This is a genomic window from Arthrobacter sp. 05N33_2 (genome assembly GCF_056397425.1).
In genome coordinates this window covers 1-21,643 of the sequence record NZ_JBFTNJ010000025.1, presented here as the reverse complement: position 1 = coordinate 21,643, position 21,643 = coordinate 1, and the positions used below count along the sequence as shown (strand labels likewise).

The window sequence follows — 21,643 nt, the reverse complement described above, 5'->3', positions numbered from 1 at the left end:
CGGGGGTGCGACTGGCACAGCGAACGGCCCGAACCTGCCGTCCCCATTCGATACCTTGAGAACGCCGGATGGAGAGCTCCGGACGGATCCGGAGGCTCGGAAAGAATTGGCTCTCCATGTGCGACGTAATATTCTGGCCGCGCAGTTGAGGGCCGCCCTGGATGAGGCACGCGGCCGGCCGACGCCCGAGGCCGTAAAGCGACTTGCCCAGAGAAAGCTTCCATCACTCGGGTAAAGACGCAGGATGCCGCCCCGGTACCCTCGGCCACGCCCCGTGGCGCGTGCGGCAGTACCTCGATGTGGGAGCGATTCTTCGAAATATGCACCAAAAGTGCACCACGAAGCGGCTGAGAATGCAGAAAACCCCCGGTTTCCCGGGGGTTTTCATTGGCGGTGACGGTGGGATTTGAACCCACGTTGGCTTTTACACCAAACAACATTTCGAGTGTTGCACCTTCGGCCGCTCGGACACGTCACCAACCTGACTAGGGTACCGGAGCAAGGCGCCCATCCACAAAACGAGCCCCAACGGCACCCGCCCGCCGACTCGCCGGAACCCGGTACCCTTCCCCGCGAACAGCCCGGGCACTAGATTCGTAAGCACAATGACGACTTCAGAACTGCACGCCACCGCCTATTGGACCGTCGGCCCGGAACAAGGCGAGCTCAGGGGCGAGAACCTGCCCGCCCCYGGCCCCGGGGAGGCCCTGGTCCGGACCTTGTATTCAGGCATCAGCAAGGGCACCGAACTGGTGGTCCACCGCGCGAGTGTCCCGGAGTGCGTCGCCAACGCGATGGCCGCCCCCAACCAGGAGGGGTCCTTCCCGTACCCGGTGAAGTTCGGCTACCTCACCGTGGGGGTGGTCGAGGACGGACCGGAGGGCTGGGCCGGGAAGACCGTATTCTGCCTCTATCCGCACCAGGACCGCTTCATCGTCCCGGTCGAAGCCCTCACCATCATTCCCGACGGCGTCCCGGCCCGCCGCGCGGTGCTCACCGGCACCGTGGAAACCGCGATCAACGGCCTCTGGGAGGCCGGACCCCGCCTGGGCGACAGGGTTGCCGTGATTGGGGCCGGACTGGTCGGCGGTATGGTGGCCAAACTCCTGGCCGGCTTTCCGCTCGCGCGGCTGCAGCTGATCGACGTCGACCCCGCCAAACGGGCGTTCGCGGACGCCCTCGGCGTCGACTTCAGCCACCCCGACGACGCCCTTCCGGACTGCGACATCGTGATCCACTGCTCGGCCTCGCAGGAGGGACTGCAACGAAGCCTGCAGCTGGTGGGCGACGACGGCGACATCATCGAAATGTCCTGGTACGCCGACCGGAAAATCTCCCTCCCACTGGGGGAGGACTTCCACGCCCGCCGTCTGTCCATCCGCGCCAGCCAGGTGGGGATGGTGGCCCGCGCCCGCCGGCACCGCCGCACCAACGCCGAGCGTCTCGCGCTCGCCGTGTCCCTGCTGCAGGATCCGGTCTTCGATGTCTTCCTGACCGGCTCCTCGACGTTCGCAGAGCTCCCCGGCGTCGTCCAGCGCCTCGCCGACGGCAACCTGGACGCCCTGTGCCACGTCATCGAATACCCGTCCTGGGACGCTCAATCCGCCGCCCAGCCCACCGAGTTCAAATCCGCCGCCCAGCCCACCGAAGCCACGAGGTAGCCCGTGTTTAGTCTGACCGTCCGCCGCAATTTCATGATCGCCCACAGCCTTCCGCGCGAGGTCTTCGGCCCGGCCCAGGGCCTGCACGGGGCCACGTTCGTCACGGAGGTGACCTTCCGCCGTCGTGAGCTCAATGACGACGCGATTGTGCTGGACATCGGCGCGGCAGGGGACGCGGTGGACGAGATCCTGGACGAGCTGAACTACAAGAACCTCGACGAGCACCCGGACTTCTCCGGCAAGCTGAGTACCACCGAAGCCCTCGCCCGGTACATCGCCGACGCCGTCGCCGCCCAGATCCGCGTCGGCAACGACGGGCGCGACCTCGCCGGGCTGGACGTCACCCTGCGCGAGACCCCCGATGCCTGGGCCAGCTACTCGCTGGACTTCGACGTCCGCTAGGCGCCGCAGATGCCGCCGGCCAGCCCCCACATCCGTCTTGTGGTGCCCGGCAACGTCCGGCACAACTCCGGTGGCAACGTCTACAACGCGGCGCTCGCCGCCGGACTGGCAGCACTCGGTGCCGCGGTGGAAACCTGCCCGCTCGACGGCGACTGGCCGGGAGGCAGCGCGGCGGACCGGCGGCGCCTGGCCACGCTGCTGCACGCCGGGCCCGACGGCGGCCCGGCCGGGGGCGGCGGCCCTGCAACTGCCGGCGCCGCAACCTGGGGCACGGTGACGGTGGTCGACAGCCTCCTCGCCTGCGGTGCGCCCGACGAGCTGGAAGCGGCTGCTGCGGCCGGGGTCCGGGTCTGGATCCTGCTGCACATGCCCCTGCCGGACCACGCGGAGCGCGAACGCAGGGCCCTGCGGGCCGCTGCCGGCGTCATCTGCACGAGCGGTTCGGCCGCGGCGGGCATCCGCGCCCGCCACGGCCTCGACGGCCTCCGGGTGGCCCTGCCCGGGACCGCCCCCGCGCCGCTCGCGTCCGGCAGCCTGTCAACCGGCGCTCGGCACCTCATCGCCGTGGCGGCCCTGCTGCCGAACAAGGACCAGTCGCTCCTGCTGGACGCGCTCGCCCGGCTCACGGATGTGCCCTGGACGGCGTCCCTCATCGGCTCGGACACCGCCGATCCGGCCTACGCCGCGCAGCTCCGGAACTCCGTGGAACGCCTGGGCCTGGCCGGGAGGGTCCGCATCCCGGGCGAGCTCCGGGGCCCGGCACTGGATGCTGAGTGGGATGCGGCCGATCTCAGCCTGCTGATCTCCCGGGCCGAAACCTACGGCCTGGTGGTCACCGAATCGCTGGCCCGCGGCATTCCCGTGGTGGTGCGCGAGGGCACCGGAGCCGTCGAGGCGCTCGCCGCCGGCACCCTGCCCGGGCCGCCGGCGGCCGGCACTCCGACGCCGGACAGCCCGCCGGACTTTCCGGCGCCCGGGTTGCCGGGCGCCGCCGTCGGGCTCGGAACGGACCCCGCTCCGCTGGCGGACCTGCTCCGCCGCTGGCTGGACGACCCCGGTCTCAGGGACCGCTGGCGGGAGGCGGCAGCGGCCGCCCGGGGCCGGCTGCCCGGCTGGGACGCCACCGCCCGGACCGTTCTGGGCTTCCTGTCGACGGAACCCACGGAACCGACGGAACCCACGGACCCCGCGGAACCCGGTGAAACGGGACGGCTCAGAAACCAGACGGCGCGGGTTGATACGGCTTATTGATACCCCTGACAGAKAAGCTGTTGGAGAATGAGCCCATGAGCACCCACCCTGTCGCCACGCAATCGCCGTCGGTAGAAAAGCCCGTCAACCTGCCGGAGCCGCAGAGCCTGACCCCGGAGCGGCTCCGGGCATGGTCCTGGCACCGGCAGGGCCTGGATGGCTCGCTGGCTGGCTGCACGGCGGAGCAGGTCCTTGCCCGGGCAGGCTGGGCCCGGTCCGTGGGCGGCGCCAACCCCTACCTCACGCTCTTCGCCCGCGCCGGCATCCGCCGCGAACAAGTGGACGCCGACGTCCTCGCCCACCGGATCCTTGAACTTCCGGTCGCCCGCGGCTGCACCTACGTCCTGGGCCGGGAAGACTTCGCCTGGGCGCTTCAGCTGGGCCGGGACGCGGCCGAGTCCGCGTTCAAGGTGGTCGGCCGGCTCGGCGTGGACCGCGGCGAGATCACGCTGCTGGAAGAGCAGGTGCTGCACACCCTCGCCGAGGCGGAGGGGCCCATGGATCCGCGGCAGCTCAAGGACGAGCTCGGCGATTCAGTGCGCAACCTTGGCGAGGAAGGCAAGAAAAAGGGCGCCACCACCACGTTGCCTACCGCACTCGGGATCCTGCAGTCCGACGGACGGATCCGCAGGGTCCCGGCGAACGGGCGCCTGGACCAGCAGCGCTACGCCTACCAGCCGTGGGGCCTGCCGCCCAGCGATCTTGACGACGTGGATGCGCGCACCGAGCTGATCCGCCGCTACCTGGGCTGGACCGGCGGAGCCACCTTCAAACAGTCGCAATGGTTCACGGGGTTCACCGTGGCGCAAACCAAGGCGGCGCTCGCCGCCGTCGGCGCCGTCGAGGTGCCCACCGCCCTGTCCACAGCAATGGCCGGGTCACATGCCGCAGGCGGGGACCCGCTGTGGATGCTGCCCGAGGACCTAGGCGGCCTCGCCGCCTTTGAGGAGCCGGCGGGGGAACAGATCCAGCTGCTGGCAGGAACGGATTCCCTGTTCCTGCTGCGCCGCAACGCGGCGGACCTGCTGGCCGAGGAGGACCTGCACAAGCCGGCGCTGGGATCGCTCGCGCTGCAGGCGGATCTCCCGGACCACCCGATCCTGGACCGCGGCCGGATCATCGGACTCTGGCAATACGATCCGGCCCAGGAACGGATCGTGCCCTGGCTGTTCCACGGCCCCACGCCCGCCGTCACGCAGCGGATCGCCGAGGTGGAAGCCTGGATCCGCGAGGACCTCGGTGATTTCCGGGCCTTCAGCCTGGACTCTCCGGCCTCCCGGCAGAAGCGGATCGATGGGCTCGCGGCTTCCGCTGTAGCCTCAGCGTCACCGGCCGGCGCGTCATCTGCCGGCGGCGCAGGCTAGCCGGAACGGATCAGGCGCGGTGCCCGGCGAAGAAGTCCCGCAGCAGCGCTGCGCACTCCTGCTCACGGACGCCTGCAACCACTTCCACCCAGTGGTTGAGCCGGCGCTCGCGGAGGATGTCGAACACGGAACCCGCGGCGCCGGCCTTCTCGTCCCAGGCACCGAACACCACCCGCGGAATCCTGGCGAGGACGATCGCTCCAGCGCACATCGCGCAGGGTTCCAGCGTCACCACCAGGGTGCAGTCCTCCAGCCGCCAGCCGTCGTCGCCCTTGCCCTCCAGGGCCCGGTGCGACCGCAACCGCGCGGCGGCCTCCCGGATGGCGACCATCTCGGCGTGGGCCGTCGGGTCCCCGAGGGCCTCGCGTTCGTTTCGCCCGGTGCCCAGCACCGAACCGTCCGGCCCGATCACGACGGCGCCGATCGGCACGTCTGCGGTGGCCAGGGCATTCCGGGCCTCAACCAGGGCAAGACCCATCCACTGGGCATGGCGGGGCTCAGGGGCAGTCATGGGTCAATGATAGTTTCGATCCTAAGCATGCTGTGCAGCCCGGCTGCGCAGTCCACGGGTTCAAATAGTCAAATATTCGGGAGACGGCCGTGACCACCAGAACAGAGAACTGGCTGACGGAGCGCTGGGGCAAATGGGTGGTGCCCTACGCGGCGCTGTGGATCACCATGCTGATCGGCGGCGTGGTGGTGGTGATCCTGGCCCTGACGAGTGCCGAGGTCTACGACAACGTGGTGGACGACGCGGGCCTGGCGAACCTGGACAAGCCGGCGCTGGCGTTCATGGAGCAGCTTCGCAACCCCGGCCTCGACGCGTTCATCACCGGGTTCACCAACATCGGAGGCGGCATCGGGATGCCCATCCTGGCAAGCATCCTCACGGCAGTGCTGATCTACACCTCCCGGTCGTGGCGGCCGCTGATCCTGATCGGCGGCGCGGCCGCGGTCTCCGTGACGGCCACGTCCCTGGGCAAGAAACTGATCGGCCGGACCCGCCCGGACCATGCCGACGCCGTGCCGCCCTACGAGAACTCGCCGTCGTTCCCGAGCGGCCACACGCTGAACACCACGGTGGTGATCGCGCTCGTGGTGTACCTGGCCTGCCTGCACATCAAGCGGACCGGCGCCCGGATCGCCCTGATCGCCGCTGGTGTGATCTTCATCGTCGCGATGGGCCTGAGCAGGGTCTACCTGGGCCATCACTGGATGACCGATGTGATCGTCGGGTGGGTCATTGGTCTGGCGTGGGTGGGGATCGTGATCCTGGCCCACCGGCTCTTCCACGTGCTCCGGCACCGCGAACACGCCGGCGCCGCACCGACCTTTGAGCACCCCGCCCACCTGCATGAAGGCGCCACCAAAGGCAGTGCCGTCGGCACTGCACAGGCAGGGACGAACGACGCGGATACTCCGGGCCCCGCGGGACGGTCTTCAGCATCCGGGTGATAGTTTTGACCCATGCGCACTCTCGTTGTGGACCACCCGCTGGTCGCCCATAAGCTCACCGTTCTGCGGGACAAGAACACCCCGTCCCCGGTCTTCCGCCAGCTCACCGAGGAGCTTGTCACSCTCCTGGCGTACGAGGCCACGCGTGATGTCCGCACCGAACCGGTGACCATCGAGACGCCCGTCAGCACCACTGTCGGCACCGCCTTCACCAAGCCGACCCCGCTGGTGGTCCCGATTCTCCGCGCCGGGCTGGGCATGCTCGAGGGCATGACCAAGCTGGTCCCCACCGCCGAGGTCGGCTTCCTGGGCATGGCCCGCGACGAAGAGACCCTGGACATCATCACCTACGCCGAGCGCCTCCCCGAGGACCTCACGGACCGGCAGATCTTCGTCCTCGATCCCATGCTGGCCACCGGCGGGACCCTGCGCGAGGCCATCAAGTTCCTCTTCAAGCGCGGCGCCTCCGACGTCACCTGCATCTGCCTGCTTGCCGCCCCGGAGGGCCTGGCCAAGCTGGAGGAAGAGCTGTCAGAGGCCAACGTGACGATCGTGCTGGCCTCGATCGACGAGAAGCTCAACGAGAAGTCCTACATCGTGCCCGGCCTGGGCGACGCCGGAGACCGCCTGTACGGCATCGCCGGCTAGGAGCGGCGCCGCCGAGGCGCAACACGGAGGATCCCTTCCGCGTCGCCGCGGACCGCGCTAGCCTGTGCGCCATGGATTGGAAACTTGAACTCGTGTTTGTGCCGGTGTCCGATGTGGACCGGGCCAAGGATTTCTACGTCAATAAGGTGGGCTTCAACGCCGACTACGACGAACGGCCCATGGAGGGCCTCCGGTTTGTCCAGTTGACGCCTCCGGGCTCGGGCTGCTCGATTGCCATCGGTGAGGGCCTCAACGACGCCCCGCCCGGTACCGCACCGAGCCTGCAGCTTGTGGTCAGCGACATCCAGGCCGCGCACAAGCAGCTCAAGGACAACGGAGTGGACGTCAGCGACGTCGACGTCCAGGACTGGGGGCACTTTGTCCACTTCGCCGACCCTGACGGCAACAAGTGGGCAGTGCAGTACATCCCCCACCGGCCCAACGGCTGATCCCGGCAGGCTCCGCGCGGCAGGCTGACCCGGGGCCATGCGGCAGGATGGAGGCATGAGCTCTGCATCCCGTTCCGGCACCACCACCCTGACCGCCCGCGCCGTCCTGTTCGATATGGACGGCACGCTGGTGGATTCCACCAGCATCGTGGAGCAGGTGTGGACCACGTTTGCGGCCCGCTACGGCCTGGACATCGGCGAGATCCTGCGCTCCTCCCATGGCGTCCAGGCCATGGACACCGTCCGCAGGTTTGCTCCGGCCGGTTCCGACATCCAGGCCCTCGCGGCCGAGCTCGGCCGGATGGAGCTGGCCGAGACCCGGGGCATTGTTCCGGTTCCCGGCGCGCCGGAGCTGCTGGCGAGCCTGCCGCCGGATGCCGTGGCGCTGGTGACGAGCGCGTCACGGGACCTGGCCGGGGTCCGGATGGCAGCCGCGGGGATCGGCGTCCCGGCCGTCTCGGTCACATCGGAGGACGTCATGCGGGGCAAGCCCCACCCTGAGGGATACCTCCGGGCGGCCTCCCTGCTGGGTGTCGCCCCGGCCGATGCGGTGGTGTTCGAGGACGCCCCGGCAGGCATTGCCGCGGGCATCGCCGCCGGCGTCCGGACCGTGGCGGTAGGGCCCAATGCCGGCGAACTGCCGGACGGTGTGCTGCACATTCCCGACTACTCCGGGGTGGCCGTGACCACACACGTCACCGGCGCCGGCCTGCGCACCCTGTCCTTCACTTTCTAGCCCCCACCTTCTAGCCCCGCCGCCGCCCGGCCCGGACCTGACGGCGGCGCCCGCCTACCCGGCCAGCAGGTACACGCTGGTCCCGCCCACGGTCCGGGCGGTGAAGTTGTCCTGCACCCAGGCGGCAATCTGCGCGGCATCGTTGGCTCCGCTTTCGCCCTGCATCAGGCGCCCGGCAACGAAGTAGTGGATCCTGCCGTCGGCCACGTATTGCTGGAACTGCGCCAGGGTCGGTGCGGGATCCGTGCCGTTGAACCCGCCCACGGCCATCACCGGGAGCTGCGTCGCCAGTTGGTAGCCGGCAGCGTTGTTGGATCCGACGACGGCGGCGGCCCACGTGTAGGGCCCGGCATCTGTCTGCAGCGCGGCCACGAGCGCCGCCGACGGCGTGCTGGCCCCGAGCAGGCCGCCCATCCCGCCCGCCCCTGGTCCGCGGCCTGTGCCTGTGCCTGTGCCGTTGCCGTTCGCCGTCGTGGTACCGCCGAAGCCGCCTCCTGCCGCGCCGCCGAGGGCCGGCGGTATCCCTGCCCCGCCCCGTCCGGACACGGACGGCCCGGCGCTGACAATCGAGCCGCTGTGGGCCGTGGCCGCGGTGGACAGCGAGTAGGCCAGCGGACCGGCGAGGGCCGCGGCGACGGCGAGCGCCGCCGTCGTTCGCGCCACCGTCTTGGACGCCATCATCCCCGTCCCTTTCACCCCCGCGGCCCCCTTGGCGCCCGGGGCCGCGGCGGCCAGCACGAGGCCGGCGGCGGCGAGCGCGCCCAGCAGCGTCACCCAGCGCAGCCACGGCATGTACGCCGCGGTGCGGACCAGGAGTTCGGCGGCCATGGCGCCGGCCGCCACGATCGCCACCGCGAGGACGGCGGCGGCCACGGGCTGGTTCCGTCGCTGCCAGAGCAGGACGCCGCCGAGCCCGGCGAGCCCGGCGATCCCGGGCGCCAGCGCCACCATGTAGTACGGGTGGATGATCCCGGCCATGAAGCTGAACGTCAGCCCGGTAACGGCAACCCAGGAGCCCCAGATGATCACCGAGGCCCGTACCGGGTCGGTGCGCGGCGCGCGGCGGCCCAGCCAGAGCAGCCCCGCTCCGAGCAGCAGCGCCGAGGGCAGCAGCCAGGCGATCTGGCCGCCGAACTCGCTGTTGAAGAGCCGGAACAGCCCGGGCGTGCCCCAGCCGTTGCTGCCGCCCACACTCCCGGTTTCATCCCCGTTCAGCCGGCCCAGGCCGTTGTAGCCCAGGGTCAGTTCCAGGATGGAGTTGTTCTGCGAGCCGCCAATGTACGGGCGGTCCGCCGCCGGAATGAGTTCGACCGCGGCCAGCCACCACCCGGCGGCGACGGCCATCGCCGCGCCCGCGCCGAGCAGGTGAAGAATGCGCCTGCCTGCCGCTGCCGGCGCCGCGAGCAGGTAGGCCACGGCGAAACCGGGGACAACCAGCAGGACCTGCAGCTGCTTGGTGAGGAACCCGAAGCCCAGCAGCACCCCGGCGAACAGCAGCCAGCGCACGCGCGCGTCCTGGATGGAGCGCAAGACGGCGTAGGCGGCCGCGGTCATCAATAACACCAGCAGGGCGTCGGGGTTGTTGAACCGGAACATCAGCACGGCCACCGGTGTCAGCGCCATGACCGCACCGGCGAGAAGCCCCGCTCGGTGGGCCAGACCGGCGTCGGCCGTGGCGGGGGCCGCGGCCCGGCGGACGGCCAGATAGACCAGCCAGACCGTGCCGACCCCCATGAGCGCCTGCGGCACCAGGACGCTCCAGGAGCTCAGCCCGAAGATCCGCACCGACAGGCCCATCACCCACAGCGACGCCGGCGGCTTGTCCACGGTGATGGCGTTGGCGGCGTCGGAGGAGCCAAAGAACCAGGCCGCCCAATCCTGCGACCCGGCCTGGGCCGCCGCGGAGTAGAACGCGTTTGCCCAGCCGGAGGCGCCCAGGTTCCACAGGTACAGCACGGCCGTGGCCAGCAGCAGCCCCGCCAGTTCCAGCCGCATCCGCAGGGCCGGGGCGCCAGGGACGGCTCGCGTGCCRCCGGCAGCCGGGGGCTCCAGTCGCCGACGGCGGTCCCGGGCTTGCGGCCGCGGCCGCCCCGGCGTGCGGGCCGGGGCCGTGTCGGGGCGGGGGCTCAGGGTGTCAGTCATGGCGGTCTACGCTCCCAGTTTGTAGACGGTGGCGTTGCCCACGGTCTGGGCCTGGTAGTTGGCCGCGACCCAGGTGGCGACCTCGGAGTTGCCTCCGCGGCCTCCGCCCATGCCGCCCATGCCGCCGGAAATGAAGTAGCCGATCTCGCCGCGGTCCACCATCGCCTGGAACTGTGCGAGCGTCGGGTAGGGGTCGCCGCCGTTCCAGCCGCCGAGCGCGATCACGCTGGTGCCGGTGGCGAGTTCCAGGCTCGCGGCCTGGGTGGCGCCGGAGACAATCGCGGACCACTTGGCGCCGGAGGACTTCAGCAGCGCGGTCAACTCCGCCGAGGATGTTTCCCCGCCGGGGCCGCCGCCCATTCCGGCAGTGCCCGCGCCGTCAGTGCCCGCGCCGTCAGTGCCGGCGCCGTCAGTGCCGGCCCTGCCTGCCGCCCCGAAGCCGCCGCCCATCGCGGACGCGGTGGGGCCCGACGTGGGGATCGAACCGGAATGCGGCTGGGCGACGGTCGCCAGTGTCCACGCGGTGCTTCCGAGGCCGCCGGCAAGCAGGCAGAGGATCACGACGCCGGCCGTGGCGGCCTTGCGGAACCGCGCCGGGAGAGCCGCCATGCCGTCCACCCGCAGGAGCAGGGCCGCGGCGGCGAGCACGCCCAGGACCACGATGATCACCCGGAGCCCGGGAAGCCAGGACGGGTCGCGGCCCAACAGCACGGCGGACCAGACCGAGGTGGCCAGCACCGTCACGGCCAGGACAACCCGGGCGGGCCAGTAGGCCCGGCCCCGCCACAGTTCCAGGGAACCGATGCCGGCCAGCGCCGCGATGGCGGGGGCCAGCGCCACGGCGTAGTACGGATGGACGGTGCCGCTCATGAAGCTGAAGATCCCCGCAGTGATGACCAGCCAGCCGCCCCAAAGCAGGAGCGCCGCACGGGTTTTTGAGGTCCTGGCCTCGCGCCGGGTGAACCACAGCCCGGCGGCCAGCAGGATCAGGGCCGCCGGCAGCAGCCAGGACACCTCGCCGCCGAAGCTGGTCCCGAACATCCGGGTGATCCCGGCCGCGCCGCCGAAGCCGACGTTTCCGTTGCCTCCCGGGCCGCCGGCGATACCTCCCAGGTTTCCTCCGCCGGGCATGCCCCCGCCTGACCCGGTGATCCGGCCCAGGCCGTTGTAGCCGAACGTCAGTTCCAGGAAGCTGTTGGTCTCCGACCCCGCCATGTACGGCCGGACCGAGGCCGGCGTCAGCTGGAACAGCAGAACGTAGCTTCCGGCCACGACGGCGATCCCGGCGGCGGCCGCCAGCAGGTGCAGGAGCCGGCGGCCGAGGGTGGTGGGCGCCGCCCACAGGTAGGCCAGGGCCAGCCCGGGAACGATCAGGAAGCCCTGCAGCATCTTGCTCAGGAACGCCAGGCCGATGACCGCGCCGGCCGCGGCGAGCCACTTCCAGCCGGCCTTCTCGATGGCGCGGGTGGTGAGGTAGGCCGCCAGCACCAGGCACAGGGTGAGCATCGCGTCCGGGTTGTTGAACCGGAACATGAGGGCGGCCACCGGGGTCAGCGCCAGGGCGCCGCCGGCGAGCAGGCCCGCGGCCGGCCCGGACACCCGCTTGATGGTCAGGTAGAGAAGCCCGACAGCGGCCACTCCCATGAGCGCCTGGGGAATGAGCATGCTCAGGGCCGAGAAACCAAAGATCCGTCCCGCGAGGGCGGGAATCCAGAGTGCGGCCGGGGGCTTGTCCACCGTGATGGCATTGCCGGCGTCGAGGGAGCCGAAGAGCAGCGCGGTCCAGTCTTTGGTCCCGGCCTGGATCGCCGCGGCATAGAAGGAGTTGGCGTAGCCGGTGGCCTCCAGATTCCACAGGTACAACGCCGCGGTGACCACCAGGAGCAGCGCTGCCGAGGGCCGCACCCAGCGGGGTTGCGGTCCGAACAGCAGCCGGTCCCGGCGGCCTTGGGCGGCCGGCGCCGGGGACGCGGGCAGATGGGGCGCCGTCCCGCCGTCTCCGGGAACCGGGTGCGGCTGTTCCTCGGCGGCCGGCGGCCTGCCGGCCGGGGAACCGCCCTGGGCTCCGGCGGTGGGACTGATGGTTGCCGTCATTTACTTGGCCTTTTCTGTGCGGGGGAGGGAATGATCGGGGGCACCGGGCGCCGGAACGGCAGCGGCGGGCCTGTGGCGGAAGACCACCAGCCGGAAGAGCAGGAACTTCACGGCCGTGGCGGCCAGGTTGGCGGCGGTGACCGTGAGCAGTTCAAGCCAGCGGTCCGGGGCCGCTCCCGACGCGGCGTGAACGAGGGCGAGTGCGCCCGAGGTCAGGGCCAGCCCGATGCCGAAGACCAGCAGCCCCTCAAAATGGTGGCGAGCCGCCTGGCTGCCGCCCTGGATGCCGAACGTGAAGCGCCGGTTGGCCGCAGTGTTGGCCACGGCGGTGGTGAGCAAGGCGAGGAAGTTTGCCAGCTGCGGGTCCATGAACCCGCGGCAGAGCAGGAAAATCGCCAGGTAGGCCAGGGTGGAGGCCACCCCGATGCTGCCGAAGCGGACGAACTGTCCGAAGAGGCTTCCGCCGGGGCTTTGTTCCTGTGCCCGCGAGGCGGCCGGCAGCGGTCCGCGGGCCAGGGCCGCGCGCAGGTCGGGAACTGGGATCCGGCCCGAGACCAGGTCCCGGCTCAACCGTGCCATGCCGCGCAAGTCCGCGAGGGCCGTCTGGACGATGTCCACGCTGGAATCCGGGTCGTCGGTCCAGTCCACCGGGACTTCGTGGACGCGCAGGCCGCACTTTTCTGCCAGAACCAGCAGCTCGGTGTCGAAGAACCAGGCGTTGTCCAGCGTGTGGGGAAGCAGTTGCCGGGCCACGTCCGCCCGGATCGCCTTGAAGCCGCACTGCGCGTCACTGAAGTGGGCGCCCATGAGGGCCTGGAGCAGGAAGTTGTAGCTGCGCGAGATGAATTCCCGTTTGGGTCCGCGGACCACGCGGGAGTTGCGGGTCAGCCGTGTCCCGATCGCCAGGTCGGAGTGCCCGGAAATGAGCGGGGCAAGGAGCGGGCCGAGGGCCGCCAGATCAGTGGAAAGATCCACATCCATGTACGCCAGGACCGGCGACGGCGAGGCCAGCCACACCTTGCGGAGTGCGTTTCCGCGGCCCTTTTCTGCCATATGGACCACCGTCACTTCGCGCAGCTCGCGGGCTACCCGTTCCGCGGCCTTGAGCGTTCCGTCGGTGCTGGCGTTGTCCGCCACGGTGATCCGGAAGGAATGCGGGAAGGCGCCGAGCAGGTACGCGTGGAGCCGGCGCAGGCAGGCCTCGAGGTCCCGTTCCTCGTTAAAGACCGGGATGGTGACGTCCAGCAGGGGCGTGCTGGCGCGCGTATCAATGGCCGTGCGCCGGCCGCCGGGGCCGGTCAGGGCCCCGGCGATCGGGCCCGGGACGGGTGCGTCGGCCAGCGCAAGCCCCGAGGGTGCCCCTGGGGCCGCCGGGCCGGCCGGCGTCGCCGTGGAGCGGGGCAGGGTTCCTGTGGCCTGGTCTGTGAATGTCATGGCTCAACTTTCCCGGCGGCCCATATGAGGGCTTTAGGGTCAAGCTGTGCGGGGGCTGTGGAAGTCCGGGCCGCCGGGGCCGGTTCCGCAGTGCAGACGCAAGGAGGCCCCGGATCCATGCGGATCCGGGGCCTCCAGGGCGGGGGCGGCTAGTGCCGGTTTAGTACCAGTTGTGTGCGTAGTGGAAGTTCAGGGCACCGCAGGGGGAACCGTAGCGCGACTTGACGTAGTTCAGGCCCCAGTTGATCTGGGTCCGGTAGTTGGTCATGTAATCGGCGCCGGCGCTCGCCATCTTCGAGGCGGGCAGGGACTGGACCACGCCGTAGGCGCCGCTGCTGGCGTTCGTGGCGGTGGTCTTCCAGTCGGATTCCTTGGTCCACAGCTTGTGCAGGCACTGCATCTGGCCGGGTGCCCAGCCATAGCTTCCCAGCTGGGACGCGGCGTAGGCCTGCGCGCCGGCGGGGTCGTCGACTGCGACCGGCGCGGCTGCCGGTGCCGGTGCCGGAGCGGCTGCCGGTGCCGGAGCGGGGGCTGCCGCGGGAGCCGGAGCAGGTGCGGGGGCTGCCGCGGGGGCCGGAGCAGGTGCTGCCGCAGCTGCCGGTGCGGCAGCAGCGGGCGCGTGGATCAGCGCTTCGGTTGCCTCAACCTCCGAGATCTGGGGAGCCACGTTCTTTTCCGTGGCAGCGGTCGGCCCAGCCACCTGGACCCGCTCGAAGTTGAGCTTGGCCAGCGGGTCAGCCATCGTGGCCGTCTGGCTCGCAACGTTCGCCGTGTGGGCGCCCGGCTCTGCCGCCTGGCTCGCGGCGCCGCCACCCAGCAGCAGCGCGCACGCGGCGGTGACGACGGCGGCACGGCGGCCGGTTACACCGAGCCCGGCGGCGAACCGCGACAGGGCGGATGCCTGCTTGACCGGTTCGGCGCGGTGGCGCGACTTGGCTGCGCCAGCTGAGCGGGAATGCGAACCGCCGACAGGGCGTGTTTGTACCTGGAATTCAGTCATGGTGGCCTCTCAACGCCGGCGGAGTTAGCTGTCGGGTTCGGATGAGGTCATCCGGCCGCACGGAACATCACGTGTCGGCTTCACCCCGAGGGCGCATGAAAGCAGATTGCCCGGGAACTCTGGGTCCCCCGCCTCTGCCTGGTCCAGCGGAATCCGGGAAGCGGCAGAGTTTGGCGTCCGTCCGGATATGCGGCACCGATGGCGGCGCACGCTAACGACGCTACAGGACCCGGTCGCTTAAGTCACATTTTGGTAACAGGAGTCACAGTGCCGGGGTGTCGGGTTGCGCCGGGCTCGCCGGTCGACCGTCCGGGCCGTTTGCGCCGGCGGCGGCCGTTCCGGTTACGCCGGCGGCGGCGAGGCGGGCAGCCGCACGGCGAACTCCGTGCGGCCCGGCCGGGACGTGACCTCGACTGTTCCTCCGTGGGCCTCCACGATCGACTGGACAATGGACAGGCCCAACCCGCTGGTGCCCTCGGACGTCGGCGCGGCGGTCGCCGTGCCGTGACCTCCGCGGCTGCCGGAAACAGCGCCGGAGGACGAGCGTGCGGGAGCCCCGGACCCGACCCTCGCCGTCGCGACGGCAGAATCGGCGGGGACAGCTGCGGGGTTCGACGCCGGATTGGTGCGCGAGGCGTCGGCCCGGGTGAAGCGGGCGAAGACCCGGCCGATAAATTCCGGGGCGATGCCGCTGCCATTGTCTGTCACGGTGACCACGGCACTGCCGTCAGCCGAGCGCATAACGCCCGTGACCACCTTGGTCCCGGGTTCCGTGTGCTTGCGCGCATTGGACAGCAGGTTGGCGAGGACCTGGTGAAGCTGGGTCGCATCACCGCGCACCACCACGGGCTCGTCCGGAAGTTCCAGCTGCCAGATGCGGTCCGGGGCCATGACTTTCTCATCGCTGACCGTCTCGATGGCCAGCTGGGTGAGGTCGACGTCGGAGATTTTGAGCGGCTGTCCCTCGTCCAGGCGCGCCAGCAGCAGCAGGTCCTCCACGAGCGTGGTCATCCGCTCGGACTGGCTTTGCACACGGGCGAGGGACCTCTCGCCGTCGGGGGTGAAATGCTCGGTCATCCGCATCAGCTCCGTGTAGCCGCGAATGGCCGTCAGCGGGGTGCGGAGTTCGTGCGAGGCGTCGGCGACGAACTGCCGGACCTTCATCTCGCTCTCCTGCCGCGCCTCGAGAGCGTTGGAGACGTTGTCCAGCATCTTGTTCAGCGCGTAGCCCACGCTGCCCACTTCCGTTCCGGGATGGGCCGCCGACGTCGGGACGCGGACCCCGAGCGCCACCTCGCCGGCGTCCAGCGGGAGACGGGAGACCTTGGTGGCAACCTCGGAGAGCTGTTCCAGCGGCTTCATGGTCCGCCGGATCAGGGCCGTGCCGGCGAGCCCGATCAGCACGAGCCCGCCTGCGGACACCACCACCATGGTCCAGACCAGGGAGGCCAGGGTGCTTTGTTTTTCTGCCAGCGGGAGTCCGGTCACAATCACGTCGCCGTACGGTGTTCGCGCCGCCGTGAGCCGGTAGGCGCCGGCCGAAAGGCTGCGGTCCACGGACACGCCGCTCGGGGTGAGGGCCAGGAGAACCTTGTTGTCGGCGGGGGAGAGGTTCTTGACCGCGCCGTCCCCGGCCAGGAATCCTGCCCTGCTGACTTCGCCGTCCACTATCCGTGCGTTAAGCGTTCCGACGCCCTGTCCCCGGGCTTCGAGGGGGTCGGGGCGTCTGCCCGAATCGTCCGAGGAGGGCCGGCCGAATTCGCTCGAACGGTGGGAGGCCTGGTCCAGCTGGGTGTCGAGTTGCCGGGTGAGGAAGAGGTCCATGGAGGCGTAGCTGAACAAGCCCACAGCGCCGCAGATGGCCACGAGCAGCGCCATGGCGACCAAGACCAGCCGGGTGCGCAAATGCCACGTCGACGGGTTGCGCCAGTCGCGTCCGGGGACGCGGGTCATGCCGGAAAGTGAGGGCACGGATCAGTCCGCCGGTTTCAGGACGTACCCGGCTCCGCGCACCGTGTGGATCATCGGAGCGTGGTTGGCGTCGACCTTCTTGCGGAGGTAGGAAATGTACAGTTCCACGATGTTCGCCTGGCCGCCGAAATCGTAGTCCCAGACACGGTCCAGGATCTGGGCCTTGCTGATGACCCGCTTCGGGTTTTCCATGAGGTAGCGCAGCAGCTCGAACTGCGTGGCGGTCAGGTGCATTTCCTCACCGGCCCGGGTGACTTCGCGGGTGTCGACGTTGAGCACGAGGTCTCCCACCACGAGTTCGGCGGTGTCCATGGCGGCCACTCCGGAGCGCTGGACCAGCCGGTGCAGGCGCAGCAGCACCTCTTCCATGCTGAACGGCTTGGTGACATAGTCATCGCCGCCGGCCGCCAGTCCGGTGATGCGGTCCTGGACGGCATCCTTGGCGGTGAGGAACAGCGCCGGCACCTCCGGCGCGAACGCGCGGATCCTGTTCAGCAGTTCGACGCCGTCGAACCCGGGCAACATCACGTCCAGCACCAGCACGTCGGGGCGGAACTCCTTGGCTAGCCGGACGGCTCCGGGCCCGTCCTCGGCCACGGCCACGGACCAGCCGGCCATCCGCAGCCCCATGCTCATGAGCTCGGAGAGGCTGGGCTCGTCATCCACCACGAGGGCGCGGATGGGGGAGCCGTCCGGATGCGTGAGCTGGGGAAGGTTGTTGGTCATGGAGTGCGAAGTGGCCATGGGGACAACTCTCCGATCTGCCGGTTAGGCGGGGCTTTGGGGACCCTGTGCGGCACCTGTGAATCCCAGCCTAGCGAGCTGGATGCCGTTGCGGGACCGTACGGGCCGCACCGGCCACGTTCAAACCCCTTTACCGTCCGGCGCCAACGTCACAGGCCGGGCTGTCGGCCCGCACAGCCCAGGCACAGGATCGCTCACCACTCTGGGGTGAACACCGATCCGCACCCTAAAGGAGAAATACCATGAGCGGTCAGCATCCCGGAGCCGGTTCCGGACCAGCCCCCGAGCCAGCCCCCGAGCCAGCCCCCGTACCCGCCCCCACGCCCACCACCGGCGCGCCAGCGGCGCCCGCGCCGGTAACCACACCCCGTACTGCCTGGAAGTACGGCGCCGGACCCACCGACGCCGGACACTCCGACGGCGGACACGACGGCGGCGGGCACGCTGACGCCGGACACACCGACGCCGGAACAGTCCAAACCGGACCCACCGACGCCRGGCAGCCGGAAGCAGGCGCTGCCGGCGGCTGGGGCGCGCCTCCGGTTTGGACGGTTCCGACATCGGAACCTGCCTGGGGCATGCCCCGGCAGGAACCTGTGCCCGCCGCAGCCACAGGCTGGGGCGCGCCGGGAACTTCCGCCAAGACGGCCTCGGCGGCAAAGCCCTGGACCCTCAAACGGGGGCTCGCCGTCGCCGGAGCCGCCGCAGTCCTGGCCGTCGGCGCCGGGGCGGGCGTCTATGCCCTCACCTCAAGCGCAACGGCAGCCACCGGTGCGGCCGGCGGGGCGGGCGCCAGCGGCCCCGGCGGCCAGGGTGTCGCCCCGGGCGCGCCAGGTTCAGCGCAAGACGGTTCCGCGCAAGGTGGTTTCGCGGGCGGCGGCATGCCGGGGCATGGCGGTCCCGGCGACTTCGCTGCCGGTGGGATGGGCAGCGGGCTTTCCGCGGCAGTGCACGCCGAATACGTGGTGCTGCAAGGAAGCGCGTACACCACGATGGCCGAGCAGCTGGGCACAGTGAGCGAGGTCAGCTCGTCCTCCGTGACCGTCAAGAGCAGCGACGGTTTCACGCGCAGCTATGCGCTGGGCAGCGACGTCGTGGTGAGTAATCTGCAACAGCGGCGCCAGCAGGCCGGCGGCGCGGGCACGCAGCTGAGCGTCGCGGACATCGTGGCGGGCGGGACGGTGCGGATCGTGGCGGCGAAGGACGGCTCCGGCTACACGGCGGCCTCCGTCATGGTGGTCGCGGCGACGGCCACCGGCCAGTCGAACTGAACCGCCGCAGCCGGCATCGCCACCGTGCCTAGCAGGCAGTGCCGCCGTGCCTGGCTGGCGGCGATGCCGGCTGCCCACTCCGTGGACCGCCTCGCAGGCGGCGGTGGGCAGGTGCGGTTTGGCCCAACTTGCCGTGCTGTGAATGATTTGCCTGATGTCGTCCGCGTTGACCGAATAATATTCGAGAAAACGCACTTGCTGACCTTCCGGTCAGTAAAACACTTGTTATTTTATTGCCGCTGCAGAATTGTGACTTGCGCTACAAATCCTCGATCTGTCTCACTATGTGGAACCTGGGGTCCATTGTTACTTGCACGTTTACATTGTTACGTTGCACACTTCAATTGTGAACAAGAACTCAACAGCACCTGCAGCCGCAGCTTCCTGGATCAGCACACCCGCTGGTACCGAGATGCGCTGTTGTCGAATGCACGCCTAACTTTTACACCCCTAAAGGTTTCCAGGTATTCGCCCCCCAGCCCAGAGTCGGGCGCCCCTCCCCAATTTCATTGCGGGGAAAGAAGCATTCGAGCCGCGATGACGGCCATTCACATTGAGGTAAGCATTCCATGTCAGTTGCATCCGGATACGTCCACATCTCCGTCCGTAACGCCAGCAAGGCCGGGCAGCCCTCAGGGATCCGTCAGGGCTTTGGCGGGCGCTCCGCGTTCGCCCCCGCCGGATCCACGGGCAGCTTCCCCGCCCCCGGATATGCAGCGCAGGGCTACAACCCTGACTCCTACGGCCAGCTCCGTGCCGTCCCCCCCGCCCCCGCCACGGCGCCCACCCCGGTGATCGCCCCGGGTGCCGGCAGCCCGGTCCGTCCGGCCCCCAGCGACAACGTCGCCCGCGGCTTCGTGCTGTACATGGGCATCGACGAGGAAACCGCGGCTGCAGCCGGCACATCCATCGCCAAGCTTGCCCAGGAAATCCGGGCCTACGCACAGTCGCTCGTGGCCGGTGCCGAAAGCTATGCCGCCGTCGCCGTCGCGCCGGCCAGTGCCCCGGGTTCCGCCCTCGACGTCGTCCGCTCGACCTTCGGTGATCCCACCGCGGGGGCCCGCCAGCGCACCGAGACCGCCCGCCTGCAGCAGCCCCAGGATCCGCGGCCGTCCGGGGTGCTGATCGACCTCGCCCGCCGTGAGGTGCACCTCGACGGCGAATCCCTGAATCTCACGTTCAAGGAATTCGAGCTCCTGAACTACCTCGTGGAGAACGGCACCCGCACCGTGGGCCGCGACGAACTCCTCGAAGGCCTGTGGCGGAACGCCGAAGAGGTCCCGAATGAGCGGACCATCGACGTCCACATCCGCCGCCTGCGTTCCAAGCTGGGCCGCCTCGCCAACACCGTGCGCACCGTGCGCGGCCAGGGCTACCGGTTCTACGAGCACCCCGAAGTGGTTGTCTGGGCCGCTCCGGAATACTCGATCTAGCTTCTAGCCCACGCAAAGCGCCCGTCCCCTGCATGGGGAGCGGGCGCTTTCGCGTTTCCGGAAGCTTCAGCGGCTTTCCGCCGGCAGCCACATTCCCCGACGGGCGCTTTGGGTGGGCTGGCTGACGGGCCTTGCCGCCGCTGCTGGTGGTTTTGGTTGGACTCTGTTGCCTTTCGGGGGTCCGGCGTAGTCTCGGACCGTTGAGCCGACTATTGGGAGGAAGACATGTCTGTTGCACGGATTACTACCCTGAGCGCGAACTCCAAGACCTCGTTTGATGCCGCCATCAAGGAGGGCGTCGACCGGGCCAATAAGACCCTTCGCAATGTCACGGGGGCATGGGTGAAGGAACAAAAGGTCGAAATCAGCGACGGCGCCGTCGTTGCCTGGCACGTCGTGCTGGAAGTGACCTTTGTCCTTGAAGACTGAACGGACGCTGGTGGGATGCGCGCCCGTGGGCCAGCCGCCGCACTAGGATTGGGGCATGAGCGCGCATCACATCAAACGGCTGGTGATCATGCGGCACGCCAAGTCCGATTGGCCCGGCGGGGTTGCCGACCACGAAAGGCCGCTCGAAGAACGCGGCCACAAGGACGCCCCAGTCGCCGGAAAGTGGCTGCTCAAGCACGGCGTGGTTCCTGATTTCATCCTCTGCTCCAGCGCTTTGCGGACCCGCCAGACCTGCACGTGGGTGTGCCACGCCCTCGGAGACAAGGCGCCGACGCCCAAGCTCGAGGATGGGCTGTACGCCGCCTCCGCCTTGCGCATGCTGGCCGTCATCAACCACGTCCCTGACACCGTCACCACCCTCATGGTGATTTCCCACATGCCCGGGGTGCAGGACCTTGCGATGCATCTGGCGTCGCGCGACTCCGACCACGATGCCTACATGGACGCCGCCACGCGCTATCCGACCAGCGGGCTGACCATCCTGGAAACGGAAAAGTCCTGGGCCGAACTGGACGGGCAGGACGCCAAGCTGACCCACTTCAAGGTCCCCCGCGCCAAATAGCCGCAGGTCCGCCCGGTGAGGGCTGCGGAATCCATAGCAACCTGCGCCGATCTGCGGTTTACTGATGCTGTTTAGTCATGTGGTTTTTTCCAGTGGTTTTGGGGCATCTGTTGCAACCCGGAGAAAAGGTGATCAACGTGGATTCAGGGCAGCTCATAGGAATTATTGTCGGCATCGTCGTGGTGCTCGCGATCGTAGCGGTGGCGGTCATGGTCAGCCGCAAACGCAAGGTGGCCGCAGACCGGAACCGTGCGGCCGAGATGCGTGAACAGGCCAAGGCCGACGAATTCGCTGCGCGGGAACGCGACGCCAAGGCGGCCCGTGCCGAGGCCGACGCGCAGGAGGCCGACCTCGAGGCCGAGCGGCTGCGGCAGGAAGCCCGCAAGCGCCAGGAAGAAGCCGAAAGCGTCCGCTCCGGCGCGCAGGAGCAACTGCGCAAAGCCGACGAAGTGGACCCGGACGTAGTCACATCTGAACGCGGCGGCGAAAGCGGGCAGATGCCGACCCGCGGGGATTTGCGCGCCGAGAGGGCCGCCGCCGAAACCACAACGGGCAGCCACGTCCCCGGCCAGCAAA

At 69.6% G+C, this 21,643-nt stretch carries 20 protein-coding genes, 1 tRNA gene and 1 riboswitch; of the genes, 13 read left to right on the top strand and 8 right to left on the bottom strand.

Going from position 1 to position 21,643, the window contains the following annotated elements; genetic code table 11:
• Positions 1-388 precede the first annotated feature (388 nt).
• Positions 389-478: transfer RNA gene (locus AC1DHX_RS12075), tRNA-Ser, on the bottom strand.
• Between the two features lie 127 nt (positions 479-605).
• On the opposite strand from AC1DHX_RS12075, the gene AC1DHX_RS12070 reads away from it, so the two are divergent.
• Genes AC1DHX_RS12070 through AC1DHX_RS12055 form a run of 4 tightly spaced genes read left to right on the top strand, consistent with a single transcriptional unit; the run spans position 606 to position 4,678 of the window.
• Positions 606-1,661, top strand: coding sequence for a zinc-dependent alcohol dehydrogenase (locus AC1DHX_RS12070; protein ID WP_476860434.1), 1,056 nt, complete (start codon positions 606-608; stop codon positions 1,659-1,661).
• 3 nt (positions 1,662-1,664) lie between these two features.
• Complete coding sequence (locus AC1DHX_RS12065; protein WP_476857772.1) at positions 1,665-2,063, top strand: 6-pyruvoyl trahydropterin synthase family protein; 399 nt, start codon at positions 1,665-1,667, stop codon at positions 2,061-2,063.
• Between the two features lie 9 nt (positions 2,064-2,072).
• Positions 2,073-3,314 carry a glycosyltransferase gene (locus AC1DHX_RS12060; protein WP_476860433.1) on the top strand — a complete coding sequence of 414 codons (1,242 nt, stop codon included), beginning with the start codon at positions 2,073-2,075 and terminating at the stop codon, positions 3,312-3,314.
• A gap of 35 nt (positions 3,315-3,349) precedes the next feature.
• Positions 3,350-4,678 carry a DNA glycosylase AlkZ-like family protein gene (locus tag AC1DHX_RS12055; protein ID WP_476860432.1) on the top strand — a complete coding sequence of 443 codons (1,329 nt, stop codon included), beginning with the start codon at positions 3,350-3,352 and terminating at the stop codon, positions 4,676-4,678.
• Positions 4,679-4,688: 10 nt separating this feature from the next.
• Here AC1DHX_RS12055 and AC1DHX_RS12050 read toward each other — a convergent pair whose 3' ends face one another.
• Positions 4,689-5,189 (bottom strand): nucleoside deaminase, encoded by a 501-nt coding sequence (locus AC1DHX_RS12050; RefSeq protein ID WP_230008679.1) that lies wholly within the window; start codon positions 5,187-5,189, stop codon positions 4,689-4,691.
• An 89-nt stretch (positions 5,190-5,278) separates the two neighbouring features.
• Between AC1DHX_RS12050 and AC1DHX_RS12045 the strand changes: the two genes are divergently transcribed.
• From AC1DHX_RS12045 to AC1DHX_RS12030, 4 genes are all read left to right on the top strand, one after another.
• Positions 5,279-6,133, top strand: coding sequence for a phosphatase PAP2 family protein (locus AC1DHX_RS12045; protein WP_476860431.1), 855 nt, complete (start codon positions 5,279-5,281; stop codon positions 6,131-6,133).
• 12 nt (positions 6,134-6,145) lie between these two features.
• Positions 6,146-6,781, top strand: a complete 636-nt coding sequence (gene upp, locus AC1DHX_RS12040) for a uracil phosphoribosyltransferase (protein ID WP_018774274.1) — start codon at positions 6,146-6,148, stop codon at positions 6,779-6,781.
• Between the two features lie 71 nt (positions 6,782-6,852).
• Positions 6,853-7,230 carry a glyoxalase superfamily protein gene (locus AC1DHX_RS12035; RefSeq protein WP_026266579.1) on the top strand — a complete coding sequence of 126 codons (378 nt, stop codon included), beginning with the start codon at positions 6,853-6,855 and terminating at the stop codon, positions 7,228-7,230.
• Positions 7,231-7,285: 55 nt separating this feature from the next.
• On the top strand, positions 7,286-7,966 hold the full coding sequence (locus AC1DHX_RS12030; RefSeq protein ID WP_476850628.1) for an HAD-IA family hydrolase: 681 nt from the start codon (positions 7,286-7,288) through the stop codon (positions 7,964-7,966).
• A gap of 54 nt (positions 7,967-8,020) precedes the next feature.
• Here AC1DHX_RS12030 and AC1DHX_RS12025 read toward each other — a convergent pair whose 3' ends face one another.
• From AC1DHX_RS12025 to AC1DHX_RS12000, 6 genes are all read right to left on the bottom strand, one after another.
• A complete protein-coding gene (locus AC1DHX_RS12025) occupies positions 8,021-10,108 on the bottom strand; it encodes an ArnT family glycosyltransferase (RefSeq protein ID WP_476860430.1) in 2,088 nt (695 codons plus the stop codon).
• A 6-nt stretch (positions 10,109-10,114) separates the two neighbouring features.
• On the bottom strand, positions 10,115-12,202 hold the full coding sequence (locus AC1DHX_RS12020) for a glycosyltransferase family 39 protein (RefSeq protein ID WP_476860429.1): 2,088 nt from the start codon (positions 12,200-12,202) through the stop codon (positions 10,115-10,117).
• On the bottom strand, positions 12,203-13,636 hold the full coding sequence (locus AC1DHX_RS12015; protein WP_476860428.1) for a bifunctional glycosyltransferase family 2/GtrA family protein: 1,434 nt from the start codon (positions 13,634-13,636) through the stop codon (positions 12,203-12,205).
• A 160-nt stretch (positions 13,637-13,796) separates the two neighbouring features.
• The gene (locus AC1DHX_RS12010) at positions 13,797-14,636 is read right to left on the bottom strand and encodes an aggregation-promoting factor C-terminal-like domain-containing protein (RefSeq protein ID WP_476860427.1); all 840 of its coding nucleotides are present in this window, start codon (positions 14,634-14,636) and stop codon (positions 13,797-13,799) included.
• A riboswitch (cyclic di-AMP (ydaO/yuaA leader) is annotated at positions 14,636-14,795 on the bottom strand. Its footprint overlaps the gene before it by 1 nt.
• Before the next feature lie 183 nt (positions 14,796-14,978).
• Complete coding sequence (locus tag AC1DHX_RS12005) at positions 14,979-16,589, bottom strand: sensor histidine kinase (protein WP_476850623.1); 1,611 nt, start codon at positions 16,587-16,589, stop codon at positions 14,979-14,981.
• Between the two features lie 21 nt (positions 16,590-16,610).
• Positions 16,611-17,351 (bottom strand): response regulator transcription factor, encoded by a 741-nt coding sequence (locus tag AC1DHX_RS12000; RefSeq protein ID WP_079551963.1) that lies wholly within the window; start codon positions 17,349-17,351, stop codon positions 16,611-16,613.
• Between the two features lie 242 nt (positions 17,352-17,593).
• On the opposite strand from AC1DHX_RS12000, the gene AC1DHX_RS11995 reads away from it, so the two are divergent.
• From AC1DHX_RS11995 to AC1DHX_RS11975, 5 genes are all read left to right on the top strand, one after another.
• A complete protein-coding gene (locus AC1DHX_RS11995) occupies positions 17,594-18,622 on the top strand; it encodes a hypothetical protein (protein WP_476900066.1) in 1,029 nt (342 codons plus the stop codon).
• A gap of 569 nt (positions 18,623-19,191) precedes the next feature.
• Positions 19,192-20,055, top strand: coding sequence for a winged helix-turn-helix domain-containing protein (locus tag AC1DHX_RS11990; protein WP_476860425.1), 864 nt, complete (start codon positions 19,192-19,194; stop codon positions 20,053-20,055).
• A gap of 225 nt (positions 20,056-20,280) precedes the next feature.
• Positions 20,281-20,484 carry a dodecin family protein gene (locus AC1DHX_RS11985; protein WP_230012628.1) on the top strand — a complete coding sequence of 68 codons (204 nt, stop codon included), beginning with the start codon at positions 20,281-20,283 and terminating at the stop codon, positions 20,482-20,484.
• A 55-nt stretch (positions 20,485-20,539) separates the two neighbouring features.
• Positions 20,540-21,067 (top strand): SixA phosphatase family protein, encoded by a 528-nt coding sequence (locus tag AC1DHX_RS11980; protein WP_018774262.1) that lies wholly within the window; start codon positions 20,540-20,542, stop codon positions 21,065-21,067.
• Between the two features lie 137 nt (positions 21,068-21,204).
• A partial coding sequence (locus AC1DHX_RS11975) for a hypothetical protein (RefSeq protein ID WP_476900065.1) occupies positions 21,205-21,643 on the top strand: 439 nt, incomplete at its 3' end.